Source organism: Thermithiobacillus tepidarius DSM 3134 (genome assembly GCF_000423825.1).
GTDB classification, from domain to species: domain Bacteria; phylum Pseudomonadota; class Gammaproteobacteria; order Acidithiobacillales; family Thermithiobacillaceae; genus Thermithiobacillus; species Thermithiobacillus tepidarius.
Map to the genome: position 1 here is coordinate 25599 of NZ_AUIS01000014.1, position 22390 is coordinate 47988.

At 64.3% G+C, this 22390-nt stretch carries 11 protein-coding genes; 8 read left to right on the plus strand and 3 right to left on the minus strand.

Annotated features, from left to right (window positions below):
- Positions 1 to 33: 33 nt before the first annotated feature.
- Positions 34 to 1284, minus strand: a complete 1251-nt coding sequence (locus G579_RS16680) for a TolC family outer membrane protein (protein ID WP_162142987.1) — start codon at positions 1282 to 1284, stop codon at positions 34 to 36.
- A 461-nt stretch (positions 1285 to 1745) separates the two neighbouring features.
- Between G579_RS16680 and G579_RS18275 the strand changes: the two genes are divergently transcribed.
- The 7 genes from G579_RS18275 to G579_RS0108540 all read left to right on the plus strand — a co-directional run bounded on the left by G579_RS18275 (position 1746) and on the right by G579_RS0108540 (position 19834).
- Positions 1746 to 2546, plus strand: coding sequence for a LuxR C-terminal-related transcriptional regulator (locus G579_RS18275; protein WP_162142988.1), 801 nt, complete (start codon positions 1746 to 1748; stop codon positions 2544 to 2546).
- A gap of 299 nt (positions 2547 to 2845) precedes the next feature.
- Positions 2846 to 5041 (plus strand): peptidase domain-containing ABC transporter, encoded by a 2196-nt coding sequence (locus G579_RS0108520; protein WP_051181227.1) that lies wholly within the window; start codon positions 2846 to 2848, stop codon positions 5039 to 5041.
- A gap of 256 nt (positions 5042 to 5297) precedes the next feature.
- Entirely contained in the window at positions 5298 to 5870 is a 573-nt protein-coding gene (locus G579_RS19010) for a hypothetical protein (RefSeq protein WP_155989784.1), read from the plus strand.
- Positions 5851 to 16584, plus strand: coding sequence for a putative Ig domain-containing protein (locus G579_RS0108525; RefSeq protein WP_081662683.1), 10734 nt, complete (start codon positions 5851 to 5853; stop codon positions 16582 to 16584). The genes G579_RS19010 and G579_RS0108525 overlap by 20 nt, the downstream gene beginning before the upstream one ends.
- Positions 16585 to 16781: 197 nt before the next feature.
- On the plus strand, positions 16782 to 16976 hold the full coding sequence (locus tag G579_RS0108530) for a hypothetical protein (protein WP_155989785.1): 195 nt from the start codon (positions 16782 to 16784) through the stop codon (positions 16974 to 16976).
- Between the two features lie 38 nt (positions 16977 to 17014).
- The gene (locus G579_RS0108535) at positions 17015 to 18382 is read left to right on the plus strand and encodes an HlyD family type I secretion periplasmic adaptor subunit (RefSeq protein ID WP_028989850.1); all 1368 of its coding nucleotides are present in this window, start codon (positions 17015 to 17017) and stop codon (positions 18380 to 18382) included.
- 162 nt (positions 18383 to 18544) lie between these two features.
- Positions 18545 to 19834: a phenylacetate--CoA ligase family protein gene (locus tag G579_RS0108540; protein ID WP_028989851.1), complete on the plus strand. Its 1290-nt coding sequence runs from the start codon at positions 18545 to 18547 to the stop codon at positions 19832 to 19834.
- Between the two features lie 196 nt (positions 19835 to 20030).
- On the opposite strand, the gene G579_RS16690 is transcribed toward G579_RS0108540, so the two are convergent.
- The gene (locus G579_RS16690; RefSeq protein ID WP_051181230.1) at positions 20031 to 20834 is read right to left on the minus strand and encodes an energy transducer TonB; all 804 of its coding nucleotides are present in this window, start codon (positions 20832 to 20834) and stop codon (positions 20031 to 20033) included.
- Between the two features lie 189 nt (positions 20835 to 21023).
- Here G579_RS16690 and G579_RS0108550 point away from each other — a divergent pair, with 189 nt between their 5' ends.
- Complete coding sequence (locus G579_RS0108550; RefSeq protein WP_211218694.1) at positions 21024 to 22091, plus strand: DMT family transporter; 1068 nt, start codon at positions 21024 to 21026, stop codon at positions 22089 to 22091.
- Here the strand turns inward: G579_RS0108550 and G579_RS16695 are convergent.
- Complete coding sequence (locus G579_RS16695; protein ID WP_051181233.1) at positions 22072 to 22389, minus strand: hypothetical protein; 318 nt, start codon at positions 22387 to 22389, stop codon at positions 22072 to 22074. The two genes, G579_RS0108550 and G579_RS16695, sit on opposite strands and share 20 nt — an antisense overlap.
- Between the last annotated feature and the right edge of the window lies 1 nt (position 22390).

Sequence of the window (22390 nt, forward strand, 5' to 3'; positions counted from 1 at the left end):
CCGGCATGGCGCCGCGGGCCATTCATCAGCGATTCAGCGGGTCTGTGCCGCACCCGGCGCGCGCAGCAGGCCGTTGATGCTGCGCACGTCCGCCTCGTCGAGCACGCCGGCGGCCGCTTTCAGCTGCAGGCGCGCCGTCACGTGCTCGTACAGCGCCAGATTGTGGTCGCGCTGCGCCCGGGTGAGATCCTGCCCGGCGTTCAGCAGGTCGATGGTGCTGCGCGTGCCCACCTCCCGTCCCACCCTGACCGCCTGCCAGCGCGCCACGCTGTCTTGCAGGCGGCGAAAGGCCGTGGTCGTGTTCTGGTGGATCTGGTCGTCCAGGTCGTCCAGCCGCGCCCGCACTTGGTCGGCCTCGGCTTGCGCCTGCCGGAGCTGCCCGACGATGGCGCGATCGTAGAGCGGCATGCTCACGTTCAGGCCGACCAGCCACTGCTGGTTCTGCAGGCTGGCGATGTAGCCGCCCTTGCTGTAGTAGTAACCGCCGCTCAGATCCACGCTGGGCCAGTAGCCGCGCCGGGACGCGGTCACCCGCTGCCGGGCGGCGGTCCAGTGCTCGCGCGCCTGCCGCAGCAGCGGCTGATGCCGCGACGCGCTGTCCAGCCAGGGCTCGAGGCGGGCCGGACTCGGCCCCTCCGGCGTCAACGGGCCCAGGTCGTGGATGCTGGCGATGGGCTGCCGTGTCAAGCGGTACAGTGCTTCCTGGGCGATGTGGCGCTCGCTCTCGGCGCTGACCAGCGCGGCGCGGGCCAGGTCCAGCCGCGCCTGCGCCTCCTTGACGGCGATGATCTCCCCGGCCCCGACCTCCCGAAAGGCCTGCGCCTGCGCCAGCGCCTTTTCCAGGCGCGCGACCTCGCCGCGGGCGACCCGCTCGTCAGCGGCGGCCTTCAAGATCCCGAAGTAAGCTTGGGCGACGCGCAGGATCAAGTCCTGCTCGGCCGCCAGCAGTCCCGCCTCCGCCGCGCGCACGCCGGTCCGGGCGCTGTCCAGGTTCGCCCAGCGTTGCCCGTTGAGCAGCGGCTGCCGCAATGTCACGCTGGCACTGCTGCCGGTGTAGTAGGTCGTGCTTTCCGGCCCGAAGCCGCTCGAATGCTGCGCCGTGCGGTTCACCCCACCCTCCAGGCCGGCCCGGGGCAGCAGGGCCGCCGTCGCCTGTGTCCAGCGCGCCCGTTCCGCCTCCAGTTGCGCGCGTGCCTGCGTCACCAGCGGATCCCGCGCTCTGGCGAAGCTGTAGGCCTCCCACAGGTTTTCCGCGCGGGCGGGCGTGACAAGCCAAAACGCCAAGACAAGCACGGCACTCCAGCACAGGGACGGCAAAAGATACATGCGTTGCCTTGAAAAACTCATCTTACGCAACCTGCGGAGCTGAAAGCGCCTGCGCATTTTTGGCGAATCCGCCATCCGCCTTGACACGCCGGAATGGGCTACTAAATTGCAAATTGTTCCTGCCATAACTACAAAGCCAAACGCAAGATTTCATCCAGGAATACCGCCTTTGAACGGCTGCCGAAACTCTGCCTGTCCGATCGCCGGGTCCTGTGGGGGAAGGCATGTCATATCTCGATCCACTGATCGTTGCGCAACTCGGCAGCTTTTGCTTCAGCGGAATTTTTGAGGCGTTCCTCCTTTCCGGGGCCATCGGCACGGAATTTTTCAGCGCGTTTTCCGCAGGCCAGCTTGCGCCATGCCGCCTCGAGATCGCCTGGCCAAGCCTATCCCGCAGCCAAGCCCTCCTGGTTTTCGGCATGGTTGCGCCACCTGTCCGGAAGAGCTACTGGAGCTTCCTGGAAGCCTGCATCGCCACCGCCTCGCTGGCGCAGTTCGAGCAGCAGTTGGTCCCCAAACTGCAGCAGGTGCTCGGCCAGGAAATGGCCGCCGGCGGCGTGGCGGTGTTTGCCGACCTGCAGGCTCTCCACGTCGCCAACTTCACCTTTCCGGGCGCGTTCATCCAGCGCGGGCTGCAAGGCAGCTATTATCGGAGCCCCCTGAGCCAGGCTTGGCGCCAGAGCTGCCGGCCCCAGTACTTCGACCTGACCCGCGTCAAGGGACAGCTCCCCGAATCCTGGGGAATCTACCGGGATTTCGGCATCAAAAACGTGCTGGGCCACGGCGTGCCGGACATCCAGGGCGGCTGCGCCAGCTTCTTCGGCTTTGCCCAAGTGCCGGAAAAGCTGTGCGCCCACCATGAGCAGCTCATGGAACTGCTCGTTCCCCACCTGCACCTGGCCTTCCTGCGCTCCCTGCAGGCGGCGGGCAAGCTGATTTCACAGCCATCCGCCTCATCCCTCAATGCCCCGGAGCCTGCAAAAGCAAAATCCCGCCGCCTTCCGGCCACCCCGCCTGATCAGACCCCCATCTCCCCGCGCGAACGCGAGATCCTGCACTGGATGCTGGCCGGCAAGTCCAATTGGGAGATCGGCATGATCCTCAGGATCAGCGAGTGGACCGTCAAAAACCACGTCCAGCACATCCTCAAAAAACTGCAAGCCAGCAACCGCAGCCATGCCGTCGCCAAAGCCCTGAGCATGGGCCTGCTCGATCCTTGAGATCGACGCGAAGTTAAGGGCCATCCTCGATACCGGGCAATGGCTACAATGGACTATTGCGGGCGTGAGGGGGGTGCGCAATAGTCGCGTGGAAAAGCGGGAAATAAGGCCGGCCGCAAGCCTGGCCGCGATCTACCGTCGTGCAGTGCTGGATGCAGAGCTGTTCCTCCGATGCTGAAACCCAAATCGGTGGGCGATGGCGGCATGTGCAACGAGCAGCGGCCATTGCTTACAAGACAATCCGGCGGTGTGGCCGCCGGTGGTCCGACATTTGGGTTCAGTCAACAGAATAAAAACACATGCAGGCAGCACGTCAGGCAGTTCTTGCCGATCATCAGGAAGAGTTCGTCGATACGGAGGCCGCGCTGTGGCTGCTGGGCAGCTTGGCTGGCGTTTACCGTAGGCCGTTCGATGCCGAGTTGGTGCTCAAGAGCTGTGCGCCGCCTTTGGATCTGCCTGCCCTCATCGAGGCGCTGGAAGCGCTCGGTCTCAAGGCCGGTCTGGTGCCCTGGCCTCAGGGCAACTGGCGATCGTTGCCGTTGCCGGCGGTGGTCTTTCTCGCTCCGCCCGTGCGGGACGATGCCCCATCATCGTCGGACGCCGCCGCCTCGGACGAGCCATCTCAGGCGCTGACCCCGGCCTTGGTGGTCAGGCGCGGCGATGACACCCTGGCCTGGATTCGTCCCGGCCAGACCCGCCCGGAGCCGCTGTCGCCCGATGCCGTGCAGGCCCAATGCGCGCCCTGGGCGTTGCTGGTGGCCGAAGCCGAGCCGCCTGTGACGGAATCCGGCGGCCAGGCCGAGGACCTTGCGCCAAAGCGGCCCTTCGGCTTTGCCTGGTTCGTGCCCGAGCTGCTGCGCCACAAGACCCTTTGGCGCGACATCCTGCTCGCCAGCCTCGCCATCCAGCTCGTCGGCCTGGCCACGCCCTTGTTCACCCAGGTCATCATCGACAAGGTCATCGCCCACCACAGCGAAAGCACGCTTCTCGTGTTGGGCGTGGCGCTGGTGGCCTTCATGCTGTTCACCAGCGTGATGAGCTGGTTGCGGCAGTACCTGGTGCTGCACACCGGCAGCCGCATCGATGCCGTGCTGGGCGAGAAGGTGATGCGCCACCTGCTGCGCCTGCCGCTGCCCTACTTCGAACAGCGCCCCACCGGCACCCTGGTGGCCCGCCTGCACGGCGTGGAAGCCCTGCGCGAATTCATTACCGGCGCGGCGGTGAGCCTGGTGCTCGACTTGCCTTTCCTCTTGATCTTCCTGGCCGTGATGTTCGCCTACAGTTGGCAGCTCACGCTCATCGCGCTGGGCATCCTCGCGCTCATCGTGCTTGCCAGCCTCGTCATGGTGCCCATCTTCCGCGCCCGCCTCGACCAGCAATTCCTGCTCGGCGCCCGCAATCAGGCCTTTCTCACCGAATACCTCGCCGGCATGTCCACCGTGAAGTCCCTGCAACTGGAGCCGGACGTGGACAAGCGCTACGGCGCTTACCTTGCCCAGTACCTCGCCGCCGGCTTCGCCACCCGGCAGGTGGGCAACACCTATCAGGTCATCGCCTCGGCCCTGGAGCAGGTGATGACCCTGTCCATCCTCATCGTCGGTGCCTGGCTGGTGATGCAGAACGACGGGCTCACGGTGGGCATGCTGGTCGCTTTTCAGATGTTCGCCAGCCGCATGAGCCAGCCGGTGATGCGGCTCGTCGGCCTGTGGCAGGAATTCCAGCAAGCCTCCATCGCCCTCAAGCGCCTGGGGGACATCCTCGACATGCCGCAGGAGCCCGTCGCCCTCGCGCCGCAACGCAGCGCCGGTGGTGCCGGGCAGATCGAGATCAAGGACCTCGGCTTCCGCTACTCCGAGCAGCACCCATGGCTTTATCGCAATCTCAGCCTCGCCTTGCCCACCGGCAAGCTCACCGTGCTGATGGGTCCCTCCGGCTGCGGCAAGAGCACGCTGGCCAGGCTCATGCAGGGCTTCTACTTCCCGCAGGAAGGCCAGATCCGCATCGACGGGCGCGACATCCGCCAGCTCGCCGCCAACGAACTGCGCGCCTACTTCGGCGTGGTGCCGCAGGAAACGGTGCTCTTCTCCGGCACCGTTTACGATAATCTCATCATGGCCCACCCGCACGCCAGCTTCGAAGACGTCATCGCCGCCTGCCAGGCCGCCGAAATCCACGACGTGATCGAAACACTGCCTCAAGGCTACCAGACCGAGCTCGGCGAGCGCGGCACGGGGCTCTCCGGCGGCCAACGCCAGCGCCTCGCCATCGCCCGCGCACTGCTCAAACGCCCCAAGGTGCTGGTCTTCGACGAAGCAATTTCCAACCTCGACCAACAAACCGCCGAGCATTTCGCCCAGACCATCAATCGCCTGAAAGGCAAGGTGACGATGATCTTCATCACCCACCAAGTGCCCAAGGGGCTGCAAGTGGATGAGGTGGTGAACATGGGGCAGCATGCCATGCACATGAGTTTGGTGAAGGAGGAAAACACGTGAGCCGGTTTTTTGCTGCGGTCGGCACGGCCACGCTGATTTTCTGCGCGATTTGGGCGTATTCATGATTTGAGATTTGGCGAGACCCGAAGAGTGAGCTGACCGATTTCTATGCGCGGCATCCGTATGCCAAGGCATGCTGCAGCACGCCGATGGGCACGGCGCCCCTCGTACAGAGCGTAGTGGAAGGGGACGCGGCGGCATCAGCAGTGGCGACGCTGCAGACTGTGGGCGGATTGGTGGAGAAGCAAATAAGAGAATGAATCAAGTGATGCAAGAAAAATCTGGCAGTTCATGGGAACAGCGTTATGTGAGATGGCTTAGATTCGGGAACTGGCTGCTGATTCCGATCTATGTGCTCCTCATTTTTGTTCCGCTTTACTATGAGGCAACGGCGATGATTCCATCCAAAGATGGTCTGCAACTGTCGCGAGGCGAATTGATTTATAAATGGACTGGAAGGCGCGGCGCTTTAATTGGCTTAAGGTTTGAAAATGAAACTATTCACTATTTCACTTGTAGGTCTGGCCTACTCGGCAAGTCGCATGATTGTTTCTTAAGTGTTCAAGAACTGAAACGATTGACTGGCAAACCTGCCGCTGTATGGTGGTTCGAACAACCCGTTTATCCTTTTGCTACACAGCATCGCTTGGCGCGTTTGATTGTTGATGGCCGGGAAAAAGTGAGCCTGGAAGTGACGATCAAGAGAGTGCGGAGAGCGAATGAAGATGCGCCTTGGCTTGCAGCAGGGTTACTTGTGTTTTTTGTCGCAACTGCAATCTACTTTGAACGGCTGGCTAGGAGGATAGAGCGTGGACAAGCAGACAGTTGAGGTGGTGGGCAATGTCATGGCCTACTACAGCACGCCGATGGGCACGGCGCCCCTCGTACAGAACGTAGTGGAAGGGGACGCGGCGGCATCAGCAGTGGCGACGCTGCAGACTGTGGGCGGATTGGTGGAGATGTTCGGCAAGAATCTGCCGCTGGGCACAAGCGTGGCATTGGCTGGCGCCAGTTTGGCGAACGATGGATATGCCATAAGAAATTCATACACCACTAATGGCACTGTCTCGGCAAGAGACATCTACTCCGCCGCCGCGAATCTGAACAGTGTTGTCAGTGCGTTGGCGCTTGCCGGCACCGTAGCTGGTGGCACGGCACTTTCTGCCCCTGCACTGGTGGGGCTGGCGGCCTTGGCGACCGCAGCGGGCGCCGCTTTGACTGTTGCATCCATGGCATCTCAGGACAGCATTGATGTACCTACGCTCATGGACAGCATGAAGCAAAGCTTCCAGCAACTCGCCGATACATTTGGTGAATCCTATCAGGAAACGGTCACCACGCTCTCGGATACCTTCACGCAATCGGCCGATTTCTTTGAAGCGCTGATGGACGGCGCTTCACAGGCTTTTCTCGAATTTGCCTTCAGCTTTGGCGATTCCATCAACGGCATCGAACAATCCATTTCGGACTTTTTCAACCGTGCCAAAAACTGGGTCTGGCCCCGCGACCCCCTCCTCCTCGACCTGGACGGCGACGGGCTGGAGACGGTGGGGCTGGATGCCGGAGCCTACTTCGACCACGACGGCGACGGCGTGCTGACCCGCACCGGCTGGGCCGGCCGGGACGATGCCCTGCTGGTGTGGGACCGCAATGCCGACGGCAGCATCGACAGCGGCGCCGAGCTGTTCGGCGACTTCACCCCGCTGCCCAACGGCACCCTGGCCCCCAACGGCTTCGCCGCGCTGGCGGCACTGGATGCCAATGGCGATGGCCTCCTCGACGCCAATGATCCGGCCTTTGCCGAGCTCAAGCTCTGGCGCGATGCGTCGCAAGATGGCGTCTCCCAAGGCGGCGAATTCATCACCCTGGCCGACGCGGGCATCGTTTCGTTGAACCTGGCCAGCACCCTCAAGAACCAGAATCTCGCCAACGGCAACCAGCTCACCCGCGCAGGCAGCTTCACCCGTGCCGACGGCACGACTGCCGCCATGGGCGAGTTCCGGCTCGCCGCCGACACCTTCAGCACCCGGTTTGCTGAGCCGATCGAAGTACCGGCGGACCTCAAGACCCTGCCCACCCTGGGCGGCGCCGGCAACGTGCGCGAACTGCAGCAAGCCGCCGCCCTCTCCCCCGAGCTCCACAGCCTGCTTACCCAATTCCAGGCCGCCACCACCCGTGCTGAGCAACAGGCGCTGCTCGATCAGCTCCTCACCGCCTGGGCCGACACCTCGGGCATGGCGAAATCTTTAGAAGAGCGGGCGCTGGGTAAATACATCATTCAATATGACGGCTTTGGAACAGAGCGGCGCAGTAGCAACGTGGATACACTGGGTTTTGCCGGAGCCTCTTCGGGCAACGTCAGCGATGGTGCGGCAATCATCACGGATTTAGATGCGCTGTACCTTTCCGATCCTTACCGCAAGCTGATCGCCGCCTGGAGTCGCAAGCTGCACGTGCTCGAAGCCTTCAACGGCCAGTACTTCTTCAATCTGCCGGAGCAGAAAAGCCAAACCGACGGGGCGAACTGGGGCCTGAGTGCGGGCTCAAGTTCGGGTGGGGGCTCGGGCACTGGGGCGATAGCTATGCCACCGGTCCTGCGCGTGAACTTCTCGCAAACCCAGCTCGACCTGCTCGGTCAAGCCTACGCCAGCCTGAAGGAAAGCGTCTATGCCTCGCTGGTGATGCAGACGCGCCTCAAGCCCTATCTGGACCAGATCGAACTCGTCATCGACGACCGCGGCCTGCGGCTCGATGCCACGGCGCTGAACCAAACGCTGGCAAGCAAGCTCCAGATAGACCCTGAAAATGGCTTGGCTGACCTCCTGGAGCTCGACCGCTATGCCGGCCAGTTTCTTGCCAGCACGAATTGGGAGGGATTGGACAGCCTCGCGCATGTGCTCGACGGCCTGCCGCAGACGGCGGGCATTACAGCGCTTCTGGAGGAGTTCAGTATACGCAGACTCGCGGATGCCGACGAAAGCGGCTATCTCAGCGATCAGCCTGACATCGTGTTGGCGGGTGGCGGCAATGATCTGCTGCGCGGCTCATACGGCGATGATCGGCTTTTTGGGCAGTCGGGGGACGATCGTCTATTCGGTGGTGTCGGCGATGATCGGCTCTTCGGACAAGCGGGAGATGATTTCCTCGATGGCGAGCTCGGCAACGATTTTCTTTCTGGTGGGGACGGAAATGACACGCTCGTAGGCGGCAGCGGTGCAGATATCTACGTCTTCGGGCGGGGTTACGGCCATGATCTTATCATCGCCAGCGATGAGAACGGTCATAGGCCCGACATTGTGCGTTTCATCGATCTCAGTCCTCAGGACATCATTGTCGCGGCCGATACCAGGGAAAATCTGACCTTCACCATCAGGGACAGTGGCGAGACGCTGCAGGTGCCCTCAGTTTCCACGCTGTGGTGGGTCCAAAACGGTGTGGGGCAGTATGTATTCGCGGATGGCACATCCTGGAGCCATGACGATGCGTTGCGCGCCACGGTCGCTTTGGCGACCGAGGGAGACGATACGATCCTGGGCAGCAGTGCAGGGGACGTCATTCGGGGGCAATCTGGAAATGATACGCTCGTGGGCCAAGCTGGGGACGATGTCATCGAAGGTGGGGCAGGGGATGACGTGCTCCTCGGCCTCAAGGAGGGGGATTGGATACCGGACAGCGGCAACGACACCTATCTTTTCGGACGCGGGGATGGCAAAGACATCGTAATTGACAAGGATTGGAGTGTAGGCATCAGCGACACTCTGCAATTCAAGGCGGACATCGCTCCGGCAGATATCCGGGTCAAACGTGAGGGGAAAGACCTGGTGCTCACCATTGAGGGTACGGAAGACCAGGTCACGCTCAGGAGCTACTTCGACGTATTTTGGCCAGATGCCAATGGACATTACCTCATCGAGCGTATCGCTTTCATGGACGGTACGGTGTGGTCGTTCCATGACGTGCAGGCGCTGCTGTTTGCCGGAAGCCCTAACGCCGAGAGCGTTATCGGTTTGTGGGAGGATGATCACATTTCCGGCCAGGGAGGAGACGACATTCTGATCGGAGATGGCGGGAGGGATCTGCTCAAAGGCGACGATGGCGATGACGTGCTGCTGGGTGGCCTCGGTCGGGACATCTTGGATGGCGGCGCGGGTAATGACGTTTTGCGCGGCAATGTGGGTGCGGGTTGGAATGGCAGCTTCTACGACGTGAGCAGCGAAGGTGACACCTACCGATTCGGCCGGGGCGACGGTCACGATACGATTGTCGAGAATTCGTGGCAACCGGGCGAGACCGATCGCGTCGAACTCAAGGCCGGCGTCACCCCGGACGACGTGCGGCTGGAGCGGGTGCGTACTGTGAACGGCTGGCAGGTGAACGACGATCTGAAGATCACGATCCACGATACCGGCGAGACGCTGACAGTCGAGAACCACTTCAACGAAAGCAATCGTCATGCTGCCGAGGAGGTTGCTTTCGCAGACGGCACGGTGTGGGATGTAGAGGCAATCAAGACCCGCAGCCTCCGGGGCGAGGGTGGCAATGACGAACTCCGCGGGTTCAGCGATCGCGATGACCTGATCGAAGGCGGTGCGGGCAGTGACCGGCTGCTGGGGTTGTCTGGCAACGACATTCTCACTGGTGGCGCGGGCGACGATACCTTGAAGGGCGGCGCGGGCTCGGACACTTATCGCTTCGGTCCGGGCGACGGTCAGGACGTGATCGAGGAGGGCTATGCCGTTGGCGAGGACGTCGTGGCGCTGGCGCCCGGTATCGCTCCTGCGGATATCACCGTGCGCTGGACCTTGCAAGACGACATGGTCGTCACCTTGCCGGACGGCAGCCGGCTCACGGTGCGCGACCAGGCCTATCCCTGGTCCGGCGAGCTCGGCATTGAGCAGCTACGCTTCGCTGACGGTACGGTGTGGGGCCGGGACGAATTGGCTTCGCGGGCGCTGGCTGCAACGGCCAGCGATGACAGCATCGTTGGCGGCTACCAGGATGACCTCTTGGAAGGCGGTGCGGGCAATGATCGCTTTCAGAATCTCGGCGGCTACGATACCTATCGCTTTGGAATCGGCGATGGTCAGGACGTGATCGAGGATACATATGGCAGTGTCCTGTTCAAGTCGGGCATCGGCCAGAACGATGTGAGGTTTACACGAGATGGTAACGACCTGATCGCCACCGTCAGTACCTCGGGCGACGCCATTCGCCTCAAGAATTGGCTCAACAGTTGGCGCCGCATCGGCCGCTTCGACTTTGCAAACGGCGCAAGCCTTGGCATAAGCGACGTGCTGGCCAAGCTCAATGTGAGCGGAGGATCGGAAATTCTCTACGGTTCTCCGGGTGATGACACGCTGGCGGGGACCGAGAAGAACGGCACCCTGTATGGCCGTGAGGGGAATGATGCCTTGGCAGGCGATGCGGGGGCCGACAACCTCTATGGCGAATCCGGCAATGATATGCTTGAAGGCGGCGCGGGGGACGACCGCCTTTACGGCGGAGCCGGCGATGACTTGCTGCACGGTGGCTCAGATCGCGACTGGCTCTTCGGAGACGAAGGGCAGAATGCCTACGTGGCGGCACCGGGTATGGGGCTGGACCATGCGATGGCTTCTGCGCTCAGCGTGGCCAGCGATACCGTGGTCTTCGCGCCGGGCATCCGGCCGGAGGACGTGTCGGTGCAGTTGGGTGAAACCAGTTGGATCGGTCAGCCGGGTGATGTGGGTTATACCGACTTGGTCATCGGCATCGGCGGTAATGATGCGCTGGTGATAGGCAATCGGAACTGGGATGATCTCGGGCGCGGCGCGATCCAGCGCTTCCGCTTCGACGATGGCACCGCATGGACGCTGGCCGACCTGGTCGCCCATGCTGATGGCGGCAAGATGGGCTGGCAGGAGCGTGACTGGGGCGAGCAGGTAAACATCGTCGGCAGTCAGGCCGATGACTCGATCTACGACTACACCGGCCAGTCGGTGATGGTACAGGCGCGTGGCAACAACGATTATGTCCGCTTGGCAGCCGGCAACGATCTCATCTCGGCGGGTACGGGCAACGATAGGGTGTATGCTGGACAAGGCGACGACCTGATTGCCGGCGAGGCAGGCAATGACTACACCGATGCCGGCGAAGGCGACGATGTGATCGTCTTTGGTTACGGTGATGGCAGCGATACGCTGATCGCTGGCGATGGGGTAGATACGCTTTCCTTTGGCGCCGGCGTGACGCCCGTCATGCTCTCGGTGGCGCTGGACCATAACGAGCGGGTGATTCTGCAGGTGGATGGTGGCGCGGGTGGGAAGATCATGTTGGACAGCTTCCGCATCGACGATCTGCCGGGCGATCTGGAGCGCATCCAGTTCGTCGACGCCGACGGCAAGACCCGCATGTTCGACTTGGCCGGCTGGCTGCGCGCCAACGGTGCCGCATTGCTGTCCGCGACGGCGGAGGCGCCGCTCGCCTTCGACGGGACGGGCTTCGAACTGACCGGCACGGTGGCACCGGCGGGCGGCCTGGAAACGGTGGCTTATGCCCAAACGGGCGATTTGTTTGCCACTGCAGCTATTGCCAACAATACGCCGACCGACGGCGATGACATGCTCTATGGCACTCGCACCGCTGATGCCCTGGATGCGGGTGCTGGCAACGACATCGCCATGGGCCTGACCGGCGGCGACACGATATCGGGTAGCGAGGGTGACGACCTGATCCTGGGCGGTGATGGCGATGATGTGCTGGACGGTGGCGCGGGCAACGACATCGTGCGCGGGGGTTGGGGTGCCGACCAGCTCGCAGGCGGTCTTGGTCGCGATGAACTCTACGGTGAATGGGGAGGTGACACCTACCATTACCAATCCGGTGAGGGCGAGACAATCATCGACGATGAGCACCGTGCGCTGAACTGGAGCGGTGGCGAAGGTGGCTACACTGCCGCCTTGTACGGCGGTGAAGGAGGCTACGGCGACGCCATTGTCGATGATGCGCCCAACGTCCTCAGCTTCGGGCCGGGCATCCGACCCGAGGACCTGCGCTATTCGGAGCGGAACGGGGACTTGGTGATCGAATTCGTCCACCAGCCCGGCGACCGGGTCATCCTGCGCGGCTACATGCCGGAGCGGGCGACGCAAACCCGCTCTGTGGACATCATCCGCTTTGCCGACGGCACCGAGATCGTGGCCGAGTCCATCGCACCCACGGGCATTACCGAAATGACGGGCGACGAAGGCGGCTGGCTCGACGGCACGCCTTTCGGCGACACGCTGATCGGCGGCGAGGGCGACGACCGGCTGGATGGCAACGGCGGCGCGGATCGTCTGGTGGGCGGTACGGGTTCGGACACCTACCGCATCCACAAGGATCAGGGAACGCCGCCGACGCAGACGATCATTGCCGAAACCTGGCGCGAGCAGGACATCAACCGTATCGAACTGACGGGCGAGGTCAATGCCGACGATCTGCAACTGGAGTTCGACGGCCGCGATCTTGTGCTGCGTCTGAGCCAAGGCGGCGATCTGATCCGCTTCGCCGGCTTCGACCCGCGTGCGCCGGGCATGCAGGCGCCAGTGGCCGAAATCAGCTTGTCCTGGCAGGGCGTGGACATCTCCTTCGACGAGTTGCTTGCCCGAGGACTGCGCATCATCGGCACGCCGAGCGACGACCTGCTGACCGGCACGGCATTGGCGGACTGGATCGAAGGCTGTGAGGCCGACGACACGATGACAGGCGGTGCAGGCGGGGACATCTATGTCATCGCTGGCGACGGCGGCACCGATACTCTCATCGACAGCGAGGATGGCGACGCGCTCAACGTGCTGGTCTTGCCCGAAGGCACGGCTTTGGGCAACGTGCGCTTGGCTTACGATCGGGAGGGTTTCCTGATCCTGAATCTCGACAACACCGGCAACCGCGTACGGCTGTCCGGATTCGATCCGGAGGACCCGCTGGGGCCCCGCGCGGTGGAGCGTTTCCGTTTTGGCCCGACCGGCGAGGAGATCGGCTACGAGGAACTGCTCGCACGCGGCTTCGATATTGTCGGCACGGATGAAGGCGACGCCCTCAAAGGGACGCTGTTGAGTGACCGTGTCTGGAGCGGGGACGGCAATGATCTGATCGAAGCGACGGCCGGCGGCGACTGGCTGGCGGGCGCAGGCGGCAACGACAGCTACCTCGTCAATCTGGACGATGGCGAGATCACCATCGATGACGTGGCCGAGGAAGGTGCCGGCAATGTGCTGCGCTTCGGGCCGGGCATCGAGCCGAACGCCCTGCGCAACAATCTGCGTTTCGAGGCGGATGGCAACGGCGGCCATGTCCTGCTCATTCCCTACGGCGGCGAGCACGATGTGGTGCGTCTGACCGGCTTCAACCCGAACGATGTGCTTGGAAGCCACGCCGTCGAGCACTTCGAGTTCGCCGACGGCACGGCGGTGGATTACGCCACTCTCGTTTCCTGGACCTTCGTGGCTGAGGGCGACAATAGCGGCAACGCGCTCACCGGCACCAATATCGGCGACCGTCTCTACGGCTATGACGGTGATGACGTCGTGGAATCCGGCGATGGCGAGGACGTGCTGACCGGTGGTGCCGGGAACGATGTCTTGCGCGGCGGCGCCCAGCGCGATGCTTACGTGGTCAATCTTGGCGATGGCGAAGACGTCATCGAAGATGATGTCGAGGCGGGCATCGGCAACGTGCTCACTTTCGGCGAAGGCGTCGCGCGCGAGGACGTGCGTGTCGAGGTGGACGGCACTGATCTGTTGATTCGCTACGGTGCCGGCGCCGACATGGTGCGCGTGAGCAATTACGCTCCGAACGGCACGGACGGCGGCACGGTGATCGACACCTTCGAATTCGCCGACGGCACGGCGGTCACGCTGCGCGAGTTCATGAACCGGGCGCCGGAAGTGGCCCATCCCATCGATGGCCAGGTGCTTCTGGAGGATGCCGCCTTCAGCTTGGCCCTTCCCGCCGATCTGTTCATCGATGCCGATGGCGACGACGTCCTGACCCGGGTGGCGGTGTCCGGCTATGCAACCCCGCCGGACTGGCTGCAATACGACGCAGCTACGCGCACCCTGTTCGGCACGCCGGAGAACGGTGACGTGGGCGAGTTCGATGTCATGGTGCAGGGCATCGATGCGCTGGGCGCATCCGCTTTCCACAGTTTCCACATCATCGTGCAGAACACCAACGACGCGCCTGACACCGGTACCCCCCTGTCCGATTTGCGGGCTCTGGAAGACAGCGCCTTCAGCTTTGCGCTGCCCGCCGACAGCTTCCGTGATGTCGATGTCGGGGATACGCTGAGCTATTCGGCCGCCTTGGCCAACGGTGATCCTTTGCCAGCGTGGCTGAGTTTCGATGCCCAGACCCGGACTTTCTCCGGCACCCCGGCCAATGGCGATGTAGGTGAGTTGCGGCTTGCCGTGACCGCGACCGATCTGGCGGGTGCATCGGCCAGCCAGGTGTTCGCGCTGGAAGTGGTCAACACCAACGATGCCCCGACCGTCGGCGCCGCGCTGGCCGCGCAGACCGCAACCGAAGACGCCGCCTTCACATTCGCCGTGCCAACGGACGCCTTTGTCGATGCCGATCTGGGTGACCGCCTGAGCTACTCAGCCACGCTGGCCGATGGTTCAGCGCTGCCCGCATGGCTGCAACTGGATGCGGCGACCGGCACCTTCAGCGGCACGCCCGGCAACGACAACGTCGGTGCGGTGGAGATCCGGGTGACGGCCACCGATCTGGTCGGCGCGAGCACCAGCCAGGTGCTCAGCCTCTCGGTCGCCAATGCTAACGACGCACCGGAAGCGGTCGGCGCCATTGCCGACCAGCAGGCCACGGAGGATGCGCTCTTTGCCTTCACCGTGCCGGAAGAAACCTTCCTGGATGTCGATGCTGGGGATGCGCTGATGCTCTCAGCCGCCCAGGCCGATGGCTCGGCGCTGCCGGCGTGGCTCAGCTTCGATGCGGCCACGCGTACCTTCAGCGGCACGCCGACCAATGACGATATCGGCAGCGTATCGGTGAGGCTCACGGCCACCGACCTGGCCGGCACGCAGGCGAGCCAAGCCTTTGCCCTGAACGTCGTCAACATCAACGACGCGCCCGAGGCCGGAATGCCGCTGGCGAGCCAGACCGCGCGCACCGGCCAGCCAGTGACTTGGCAATTACCGCAGGACGCCTTTGTCGATGTCGATGCCGGCGATGTGCTCACCTACTCGGCCAGCCTGGTCGACGGCTCGGCGTTGCCGGCGTGGCTGTCTTTCGATGCAGCCACCGGCACTTTCAGCGGAACCGCATCAGTCATCGGACGCCATGACATTCGCGTGACAGCAACGGATTTGGCCGACGCGTCGGCCAGTCAATCCTTCGTGCTCGAAGTGGCTTCCGGCCTCACCGTTTTGCCGGACACCGCAGTGGCCATCGAGGATCGCAAACTGCTGGCCTGGGGCAATGTGCTGGCCAATGACCGCGATCCGGAAGGCGAGCGGCTGTGCGTCGCCGACCCTGGCATCCGGCGCGGCGAATACGGCGTGCTGACCCTGCTGTCCAACGGCACCTACGCCTATAGGCTTGACGATAGCTCGCCCAAGGTGCAGGGGTTGGGCGCGGGCGAAACGGCGATCGATCGTTTCGGTTACCTCGCCAGCGACGGCACGGAGCGCGGCAGCGGCGAATTGGCGGTGACCGTGCAGGGTATCAACGACGCGCCGGAATTGACCCGTTGCCTGCAAGAAGTGCAGCTCGCCAAGGGCAAGGCGTTCTCGTGGAAGCTGCCCGCTGGCAGCTTCCGCGACATCGACCGCAACGACACGCTTGCCTACACGGCGGCCTTGTCCAACGGCAAGGCGCTGCCGAGCTGGCTGAAGTTCGATGCCGCGACGCAAACCTTCAGCGGCATGGCACCGGCCAATGTCAAGGGCAACATCGAGGTGCGCGTGACAGCCAGCGACGGTCATGGCGAGCGTTCGACCGCCTCGGACGTCTTCAAGATCAGTTTTGGCAATAAAATGGTTATCCCCGAAGGCAACGAGGGGGTGGGCAACGGTCAGGATGCACCGCCGCCCGGCCATGACTTCAATCACAACGACGGTCCCAGCACATCGCCGGGCCAGCCCGGCCGCCGACAGGGATCAGAGCGCGATGACGATCTCCTCGGCCGTTTCCTGGATGGATACAAGGCCGACGCCAAACCTGCGTATGCGGGGCTGCAGGCGCTGGATCGCAATTGGCTTGCCCAGTGGGAAGATCGTCGGCAACCCTCCGAGCAATCCGGCCAGAGCCGTGAAAGCCACGATTTCGAGCGTCACTGGTCGGCACTGGCCCATGCCTTGAACCGGCTCGATGCCGAACGCCAAAGTACGCCCGCCTGGAGTCATGCAAGGCAAGGCGCCGACCTTTCCGGTTTGGCCGGTCTGATGCAGGGCGGCTCGCATGGCGCACGGGGCGTCGATGCCATCTCGCTGGGGTGCGGCAGCGGCACCCAACTCAAGGCCTTTACCGGACTCAAGGAGGGCTTCGGCAAACTGTCATCTTAGAAACCGAGATCGCCGATGGCGCGCATTCTGATCGCGTGGGAGCTGGGCGAGGCCTTCGGGCATCTCGCCTGGTGTCTGCCGGGCACGATGCTATGCAAGGCATCGCCGTGCTGCAGGAGCCGTTGATGCCGCCGCGTCGCCCAGCCGACCGGCGGATGCCGGATTCGGTCACTATGGTGAACGGTTGAATGGCCGCCATGTCGATCTCCTTGTTTCGGTTGTCCATGCTCGCCAAGTGGATTGGCAAGATCCAGGGCACGCAAAGGCTCTGGTTTACCCGCGTCCCGAGGCGCCGCGTGTCGTCCGATATGGCGCGGCGCCTGGCCACGCACCACTTTCGCCTTTCGCTGGCCTCGGTCGAAACGCTTCTCGAAGCGTGGGGATCTGCGTGAGCCAGAGGTGCCCAAGAATGACAGGAGAAAGCACCGGCATGCCTTCATTGAAGTCTTTTGCGCAGCACGCCACGACCGATTACCGGGCCTTTCATCCGCCGCTCATCCGCCTGCAGCATAGCGCGCCCAACCCCGTAGGAAGGCGCGTGCTGTGGGCGCTGCTGATATTGCTCGCCTTTCTCCTGGGGTGGGCCGTGCTCGGGCGGCTGGACATCGTGGCCGTGGCCGACGGCAAGCTGGTGCCCGCCAGCTATCTCAAGATCGTGCAGCCGTCGGAGGCCGGAATCGTCAAGGAAATCCTGGTGCGCGAGGGCGACCGGGTGCGCGCGGGGCAAACTCTGATGCGCATGGATGCCTTGAGCACGGAGGCCGACCTGGAGGCTGTCGCCGCCGAACACAACCGCAAGCGGCTGTCGCTCAGGCGTATCGACGCTGAACTCGCCGGGCAACCTTTCATACCGGAAGCCAGCGATCCCGCGGCGCTCGTGCGCGAAGTGGCGGCGCAGTACCAAGCCAACCGTGCTGCGCTTGCCGCCGCCTTGGCGGAAGAGCGCAGCCGCCTGGCCAAGGCGCAGCAGGAATCAGCCGCGGCCCGTCAGCAAAAGACGCGCCTGGAAGCCGTGCTGCCTTATTACCGCAAGCAGGAGAAAGCCTTCGAGCAACTGGCGGAGAAGGAGTTCGCCGGGCAGTTGGCGGTAAGCGAAAAACGGCGCGAGCGCATCGAGAAGGAGCAGGAGCTGGCCACCCAGGAGCATCTGATTGCCTCGGCCCAGGCCAGCATCGAACAGTCGCACAAGAAGCTGCGGCAAATCGAAGCGGACTATCTGCGCCAGCTTCACGCCGAGCGCAACGAAACGCAGGCACAGTTCGACAAGCTGACCCAGGAACTGGCAAAGCAGCGGCACCGCCGCGCCCTCATGGAACTCAAGGCCCCGCAGGATGGCGTCATCAAGGATCTGGCCACCCATACGGCGGGTACCGTGGTGCAGCCCGGTACCGTCCTGGCGAGCCTGGTGCCGCAGCAGGAGCGGCTCAAGGCCGAGGTCTGGGTATCCAACGAAGACATCGGCTTCGTGCGTCGCGGGCAGACCGTCAAGCTGAAGTTTGCGGCCTATCCCTTTCAGAAATACGGCATGGGACAGGGTACCGTCGAGCATGTGAGCGCTGATGCGCAAAATGAGGAGGAGGCGCGCGACGCCGGCTTGGCGGCGCCGGGGCAGCGGCCGCTGCGCTACAAGGCGCTCGTCGCGATGAGTGCCAGCGCACTGGAGATGGAAGGCCGCCGATACCCGCTGGCGGTCGGCATGCAAACGACGGCCGAAATTCTGCTGGGCGACCGCTCGGTTGTCGAGTATCTGCTCTCGCCAGTGCAAAAGGCTTGGCATGATGCGGGGCGGGAGCGATGAGCGTGCAGCACACGCCGCTCAACGAAGCGCCGGCCCCGGCATGTGCGCGAAGCCTTGCCGGCGAGAAACCGACAGCTCTGCTCTGCGATGTCTGATCAAAAATCTCATCCGCAGCTCTCCGATTTGCTGCCGGGTAGCGTTCCAGGCGTCCTCTGGCCCCCGATGCCCGGCACACGCCAAGCGGCCATCCTGGCCTTGCTGCTCCAGATGGAGAGCAGCCAATGGTTGCCCGAGACTGCCTTGCGCGAACGGCAATCGATGCAGCTGCGCGAACTCCTGGCGCATGCGCGTCGCCACTGCCGCTATTACCGGGATCGCTTGCCAGCCGATGCGACGGCATGGGATGCAATCCCGTTGCTGACACGTCATGACCTGCAGCTGCATTTCGATGCCCTGCTGGCCGACAGGTACCCTCAGGCCCATGGAAAAACCTTCGATATCACGACCGGCGGTTCCACTGGGGAGCCCGTCACGGTGCGGCGCACTCAGCTGACGCAGTTGTTCTGGGAGGCGGCGACGCTGCGCGATCATCTCTGGCAGCGGCGCGACTTCTCGGGGACGATGGCCATCATTCGCCAATTTGGCCGCGCGGTGGATCCGGCCAGGCCGGGCCGATGGGGCGGTGGTGTGTTTCGCAGCGGGCCGGCGTGGCACTTGCCGATTTCGACCGATGTCGACACGCAATTGCGTTGGCTGCAGTCCGTCAATCCCGAAATCTTGCTGACCTACCCGCCCAATTTGAGCGCATTGATGGCTCGCATGGGCCGGAAGGACATAATGCTGCCGCGATTGCGGGAAGTGCGGATGATCAGCGGGACGGTCACTTCGGCATTGCGCCAGGAATGCCAGGCTGCGCTGGGTGTGCCGCTGACCGACCTGTACAGTGCCCAGGAGGTCGGCGTCATCGGTCTGCAATGCCCGGACAGCGGCTTGTTGCACCTGCAGTCCGAGCATCTGCTGGTGGAGGTGCTTGACGAGCGCGGCCAGCCTTGCCGCGAAGGCGAAGTCGGCCAGGTGGTCGTGACCGATCTGCACAACTTCGCCATGCCCCTGATTCGCTACGCGCTGCGCGACTGGGCCGAGCGCGGCCCGGCGTGTTCATGCGGGCGGGGGCTGCCAACCCTGCGCTCCATCAAGGGCAGGACCCGGAACATGGCGTTCAGCCCTGATGGCAAGCAGTTCTGGCCAGCACTGGAGCCCCATCGCTTTCGGCAGGTCATCCCGGATTTGCGTCAGTATCAACTGCTGCAAACCGCCTACGATGCCATCACCGTGAATCTGGTGTGCCGGTCGTCGCCCTCTGCGCGGCAGCTACGAATGCTGCAAGGGATGCTGACGGAAGCTCTGGGCCATACCTATCGATGGGCGTGGCAGATTCGGGAAAATGCATTGCCGCTCACCGCCAGCGGGAAGTATGAGGAGTTCATGTCTTTGCTCTCCCATCCCGAGTAATGCTCCTGAATCGAAGTGAGGGAGGCATCCACTTCGCGGCCGAGCGAGGAGGAGGCGTGTGATGCGGGGCGGGATCGGTAAAGGTACAACAAGCATGTTTTTCGTACAGGCCGGCAACATCGCTTCAGAATGGCTTGGATGCAAGGCGCATCCCGTCGGCGCGGAGGGCTCGCCCGTGGAACCTGTCCCGGCGCACTCAGGCGTCGTTCAAGCGAAAGCGGATCGGCACCTCCACCCAGGCAGCCACCGGCGTGTCGCCGCGCCGGCCGGGCACGAAGCGCCAGCGGCGTACGGCGCGCAGGGCGGCGTCGTCCAGGAGCGGGCTTTGGGAGCTTTGGGCCAGCTTGATTTCGGCGGGCAGGCCGGCGGGGCTGACCAGCACGCGCAGGATGACGGCGCCCTGCAGGCCCAGGCGGCGGGCCGCCAGCGGGTAGTCCGGCGGCGGATTGTCCAGGTAGGCGGCATCGAAGGAGGGGAGTTGCAGGCTTGGCGCCTCGGCGGCGCCGGCAGCCGGCGGCTGGGTGGCGGGCGTCAGGCTGGCGGTCGCCGGGACAGTGGCGGGGGTGTCTGCCGCGGCCGCGGCGCCGGTCGGCGGTGCCGCCTCGGGTGCGGCACTTGCCTGGAACGTGGCAGCGGGGGGGCGTGCGCTTTCCGCTACCGGTGACTCGGGGGGCGGGCCCGGTCGCGCGGGTGCGGGGCGCGCAGATCTCGCGGCCTGTTGCGGAGCCGCTGTCGGCCGTGCTGGCGACATGCTTGGCGCGGCTTCGGGTTCGGTCGGGGGCGACGGCCGGGCGGCCGGGAGCATGGGCGCGGATGGCGCCAGGGTCAACAGCCGCGCCTGCAGCACCGGCGCCGGCAGCGGAGGCGTGACGGGGACACCGCCCACCCGGGTCAGCAGCACGGCCAGTCCGGCATGCAGGCCCAGGGCGAGCGCCGCCGCCCGCGGCCACGAGGACTTCGGGATCGGCGGGTCCGCATGGCGTGACAGGATAAAGGACATTGGAGTATCTTAAAAAAATGACCGCCCAAACTCAAAATGCCCTTCATTGCTGGCGCCGCTGGCTAGGACTCCGTTTCCTGGCCCGCGCGCTCGTGTCCTGACTTTTTCTGAACAAGTCTTTCGGCAAGCGCGGATCCGCCGCGCTTGCGCATGCGTCTGCGGTGGATCCGCTTCATCCATGAGGATTCCATGGCAGACCAGAACAAAAGCACCCGTCTCCTGAGCGCGCTCGTGGCCCGCATGCGGCGTGGCGGGAGCGGCGCGGCTGCGGCGATCGCGAGCAAGCCCGCTCCTGCAAGTGGCGCGGCAACCGGCCGTGGTGAACCCTCCTCCCGCGCCGCGCCGGAAGGCTGCAGCCACGGCGGGGGAAGCGGGCGCTCCCCTATCGGCGCCGCGCTCGTCCTGCTTGCGGCGGTGGCCTTTTCGGCCAAGGCGGTGCTCATCAAGCTGGCTTACCGCTACCCGGTGGACGCCGCCACGCTGCTGTCCTTGCGCATGGCAATGTCCCTGCCGTTTTTCCTGGCGGCGGCCGCCTGGGCCGGGCGCGATACGACGGTGCCGGCCCTGGGCCGCCGCGACTGGCTGGAGGTGCTGGCCTTGGGCTTGCTGGGCTACTACTTGGCCAGTCTGCTGGATTTCCTCGGGCTGCAGTACGTTTCGGCCGGGCTGGAGCGCTTGATCCTCTTTCTCTACCCGACCCTGGTGCTGGTCTTGTCCGCGCTCTTTCTCGGCCGGCGCATCCGCCGGCGCGAGCTGGCGGCCTTGGCGCTCAGTTATGGCGGCATCCTGCTGGCCGTGCATGGGGCGGCGGATTGGGCGGGCGCGCGCGCGCCTTTGGGGGCGGCGCTGGTCTTTGCCAGCGCGCTCGCCTACGCCTTGTATCTTATCGGCAGCGGGCGGACCATCCGCCGCGTTGGGCCGCTGCGCTTCACCGCCTACGCCATGACCGTCGCCTGCGCTGCCGTGCTTTTGCACTTCGCCGTGACGCACCCATGGTCGGCCCTGGTCCTGCCGCGGGAGGTCTACGGTCTCGGTCTGGCGATGGCGCTGGTGAGCACGGTGCTGCCGTCCTTCCTCATGGCCGAAGGCATCCGCCGCATCGGCGCCGAGCAGGCGGCGCTGCTCGGCGCGGTGGGGCCGGTGGCCACCATCTTCCTGGGCTATCTGACGCTGGGCGAGCACCTGATGCCAGCGCAGGCGACGGGCGCCGGGCTGGTGATCGCCGGCGTGCTGCTGGTCACCTGGCGGCGGGCGTGATCCGCTGGATCTCGGTGAGTTCGATCGGGCGGCCCCACATGCGCATGGTGAGCACGCCCTGCAGCGGCTTGCCGGTGAAGCGGATGCGCAGGCCGTCCTGGCGGAAGGCGGGGTCGAGATTGACCGGGTCGTAGTGCTTGCCGCTGTCGCCGAGGATGCCGTAGAAGCCGCCGGCGAGGTCGATGTGGCGGACGGTGCCGGTCTCGCTGACGAGCTGCCCCTCGGGCGCGCGGCCGGGATGGGCGCAGCCGGTCAGCAGCAGCAAGCCGGACAGGGCAAGGACGAGGCGCCGACGCATG

Bases quoted from the DNA above. Each gene is read 5' to 3' on its own strand.
- G579_RS0108530 (WP_155989785.1), top strand. From the start codon at position 16,782: ATGTCGATCTCCTTGTTTCGGTTGTCCATGCTCGCCAAGTGGATTGGC.
- G579_RS18275 (WP_162142988.1), top strand. From the start codon at position 1,746: ATGGTTGCGCCACCTGTCCGGAAGAGCTACTGGAGCTTCCTGGAAGCC.
- G579_RS0108520 (WP_051181227.1), top strand. From the start codon at position 2,846: ATGCAGGCAGCACGTCAGGCAGTTCTTGCCGATCATCAGGAAGAGTTC.
- G579_RS16695 (WP_051181233.1), bottom strand. From the start codon at position 22,389: ATGCGTCGGCGCCTCGTCCTTGCCCTGTCCGGCTTGCTGCTGCTGACC.
- G579_RS19010 (WP_155989784.1), top strand. From the start codon at position 5,298: ATGAATCAAGTGATGCAAGAAAAATCTGGCAGTTCATGGGAACAGCGT.
- G579_RS0108540 (WP_028989851.1), top strand. From the start codon at position 18,545: ATGCCCGGCACACGCCAAGCGGCCATCCTGGCCTTGCTGCTCCAGATG.
- G579_RS16690 (WP_051181230.1), bottom strand. From the start codon at position 20,834: ATGTCCTTTATCCTGTCACGCCATGCGGACCCGCCGATCCCGAAGTCC.
- G579_RS0108550 (WP_211218694.1), top strand. From the start codon at position 21,024: ATGGCAGACCAGAACAAAAGCACCCGTCTCCTGAGCGCGCTCGTGGCC.
- G579_RS0108535 (WP_028989850.1), top strand. From the start codon at position 17,015: ATGCCTTCATTGAAGTCTTTTGCGCAGCACGCCACGACCGATTACCGG.